5 protein-coding genes are annotated in these 3372 nt (G+C 36.2%); 4 read left to right on the forward strand and 1 reads right to left on the reverse strand.

Features of this window, described 5'->3' with window-relative positions; genetic code table 11:
* Window positions 1–325 precede the first annotated feature (325 nt).
* Window positions 326–502 carry a DUF5522 domain-containing protein gene (locus VFS71_RS13895; RefSeq protein ID WP_326401966.1) on the reverse strand — a complete coding sequence of 59 codons (177 nt, stop codon included), beginning with the start codon at window positions 500–502 and terminating at the stop codon, window positions 326–328.
* 92 nt (window positions 503–594) lie between these two features.
* Here VFS71_RS13895 and VFS71_RS13900 point away from each other — a divergent pair, with 92 nt between their 5' ends.
* From VFS71_RS13900 to VFS71_RS13915, 4 genes are all read left to right on the forward strand, one after another.
* Entirely contained in the window at window positions 595–936 is a 342-nt protein-coding gene (locus VFS71_RS13900; protein WP_326401967.1) for a hypothetical protein, read from the forward strand.
* A gap of 3 nt (window positions 937–939) precedes the next feature.
* Window positions 940–1833, forward strand: coding sequence for a 1-aminocyclopropane-1-carboxylate deaminase/D-cysteine desulfhydrase (locus VFS71_RS13905; RefSeq protein WP_326401969.1), 894 nt, complete (start codon window positions 940–942; stop codon window positions 1831–1833).
* A gap of 37 nt (window positions 1834–1870) precedes the next feature.
* Complete coding sequence (locus VFS71_RS13910; protein ID WP_326401971.1) at window positions 1871–2701, forward strand: glucosaminidase domain-containing protein; 831 nt, start codon at window positions 1871–1873, stop codon at window positions 2699–2701.
* Between the two features lie 74 nt (window positions 2702–2775).
* The coding region (locus VFS71_RS13915; RefSeq protein ID WP_326401973.1) for an aminotransferase class III-fold pyridoxal phosphate-dependent enzyme at window positions 2776–3372 on the forward strand (597 nt) is incomplete at its 3' end.

Raw genomic sequence — 3372 nt, forward strand, 5'->3', positions numbered from 1 at the left:
CTAATAAGCATCTGTTGGGCGAGACCCCATTAAGAAAAGTGGCCTACTTGTCGTTGTGGTTAGTCGGCCACTTTCCTTAATACGGTCGGGCTATCCGCACTACTTCGGTAGTTTGCTTTTATCCCTCTCGCATCCCATAAATCAAGATGTTTTTCTTAATTTAGAGAAATTGCCCACTAGGGATACCGTATATCCGACCTGTGGTAGGACTTGTGAATTTTAATTTTATACTTTAAAGAAAGGATGTCCATTTCTGTTATTTTAATGTTTTAAAAAGAATTTTGTAATCTGAAATCTAAATTCTGCGTTCTGTTATCTGAAAAATCTATTTCCTAATTTGCCCCGTTTTCTTATCAAATCCATAGGGACAATGGCGACAGCCGCTTTTGCAACAATACCCTCTTTTCAAATGGTATTTTTCGGTAAAGCATTTGTAACCTTCGGGAGTGTAATAAAAATCTTCACCCTCAGTTAATTTATTTTCATTACTTTGTTCTGCCATTCTTTTTTATACTTGAAATTTGCAATTAGGAGATTGTGTTTTTCTTTTATTTGACCTAAATTGCCTGTACAAATCTATAAATTTTATAACCAATGTTTGTTATTGTTGCCAAATATTTAATTCCTAAAGGATATCGCGGGCTAACAGTCTTTCCTTTTGTGTTTATAAAATACGCATTCGATTCCGAAAATAAAGTACTTGTCAATCACGAAAAAATTCACCTTCGACAACAATTGGAATTACTCGTTTTGCCTTTTTTTGTTTGGTATTTTATCGAATATGCGGTACGTTTGTTGCAGTATAAAAACGCCAATTTGGCCTATAGAAATATTAGTTTTGAACGTGAGGCTTATGCCAATGAAACAGACTTAGACTATTTTAAAAAAAGAACTTTTTTTAGTTTTTTAAACTATTTAAAAGCTAATAAATCCTAAACTTTGAACCAGAAAATAACATACAAATTGCCTAATGGAATTTCTCTCGAAATAAAGCGGGAAGATTTGCTTCATCCTTTTATTTCAGGTAATAAATTCAGGAAGTTAAAGTATAATTTACTGCAGGCAAAAGCCGAAAAGCAGGAAACTGTGTTGACTTTTGGAGGTGCGTACTCTAATCATATTGCGGCGGTGGCGTATGCGGGAAAAGAACAAGGTTTTAAAACTATCGGAGTAATTCGTGGAGATGAGTTGGGTGAAAAAATTGACGAAAATACAACTTTGCAGTTTGCCCAAGAATGCGGAATGCAATTCGAGTTTGTGACCAGAGAAGCCTATCGATTGAAAACCGAACCTAGTTTTATAGCCAACCTAAAAAATAAATTCGGATCGTTTTACCTTGTTCCAGAAGGCGGTACTAATGAATATGCCGTAAAAGGTTGTGAAGAAATACTAACTGAGGAAGATACTAAGTTTGATTACATATGCTGTGCGGTAGGAACGGGAGGCACCATTTCGGGGATAATCAACAGTGCTTTTCCAAACCAAAAAGTTTTGGGATTTCCTGCATTAAAAGGAGACTTTTTAAAAGATGAAATTCGTAAATTTGCCACCAGTGAAAATTGGGAATTAATAACCGATTATCATTTTGGGGGCTACGGAAAGGTAAATGAAGAATTGATTCAGTTCATAAATCAGTTTTACAAACAAACGGAAGTTCCGTTAGACCCAATTTATACGGGAAAGATGGTTTTTGGCGTTATAGATTTAATTCAGAAAGACTATTTTCCTCATAATTCCAAAATTCTATTGATTCATACAGGAGGATTACAGGGAATCCAGGGAATGAATACGCTTTTGAAAAGCAAAAACAAAACATTGATTGAAGTTCAATAATAAAAAAAAGTAAAACATAACACCCAAATACAGCTTCATGGTTAGAAAAATAACTTTATTTCTTTTAATTGGGACTATCATCGGATGCGGTTCTTCGAAACCAGCTATCGTTACTACAAAAAAACCGGTGGGATGGAAATATTCCAAACCAATCCAAAACGGGAGTAGCAGTAGTAATAAGACGACCACTCAGCCCACTTCAAAACCGATAAGTACAAATGAAGCAACCAGAGCCTACATCTCACAATACAGTGGGGTAGCGATGAGCAATATGAAAACCTATGGGATTCCTGCCAGTATTATTTTGGCACAGGGAATTTTGGAATCGGGAGCAGGAAAAGGGGATTTGGCAATGACAGCCAATAATCATTTCGGAATCAAATGCCATAGCGATTGGACGGGAGACAAGGTTTATAAAGATGATGATTCTGCCAATGAATGTTTTAGAAAATACAATCAAGCCTCCGAGTCCTACCAAGATCACGCGATGGTATTGACGGGTAAAAAAAGATATGCCAATTTGTTTACATTACCCAAAGGAGATTACAAAGCATGGGCAAAAGGTTTAAAAGATGCAGGTTATGCCACAGATCCTAGATATCCTGAGAAATTAATAAGTTATATAGAATCATACAATTTAAGTCAGTACGACGCGAAAGTTTTAGGAAAAGAAATGGCAAAGGAAGAGGCCAAAGTATTGCTTGAGGATAATTTTGGCTCAGATGAAGCCAGTTTATATGAAATTCAAAAAGGAGATACTTTTTATTCCGTTTCCAAAAAATTCAATTTAACCGTAGAAGAATTAAAACAGAAAAATAATCTAACAGAGAATACACTTTCAATAGGACAGAAGTTGATAGTGAAATAAGTTGACAGTATTCAGTTTTTAGTATTCAGTCAAATCTAAAATCTGAAGTCAAAAATCTAAAATTTAAAATCGTAATGATATACCAAAGAAGTAGTCAGCTTTTTGCTGAAGCAGAAAAAGTAATCCCAGGGGGAGTAAATTCGCCAGTAAGAGCTTTTAAAGCCGTGGGTGGAACTCCAATATTCGTAAAAAGTGCCAAAGGGGCATATTTGTACGATGAAGATGGAAACCGTTTAATCGACTATATCAATTCATGGGGACCAATGATTTTGGGCCATGCTTACGAACCTGTAGTGGAAGCCGTAATTGAAAAAGCCAAATTGGGGACCTCTTTTGGAATGCCAACCGAATTGGAAACCCAAATTGCAGCACTAGCAGTTTCGATGGTTCCAAATATAGACAAAATCCGTTTTGTGAATTCCGGGACAGAGGCTTGTATGAGCGCGGTGCGTTTGGCTCGTGGATTTACCAAAAGAGATAAAATCATCAAATTTGCTGGTTGTTACCATGGTCATTCTGATTCGTTTTTAATTCAGGCGGGGAGTGGTGCGGTTACTTTTGGAACGCCAAATAGTCCAGGTGTAACAGCAGGAACGGCCAAAGATACTTTGCTTGCTAAATACAATGATTTGGAGAATGTGAAAACTTTAATCGAAGCCAATAAAAATGAA

The organism is Flavobacterium sp., assembly GCF_035760125.1.
In the GTDB taxonomy this organism is placed as follows: domain Bacteria; phylum Bacteroidota; class Bacteroidia; order Flavobacteriales; family Flavobacteriaceae; genus Flavobacterium.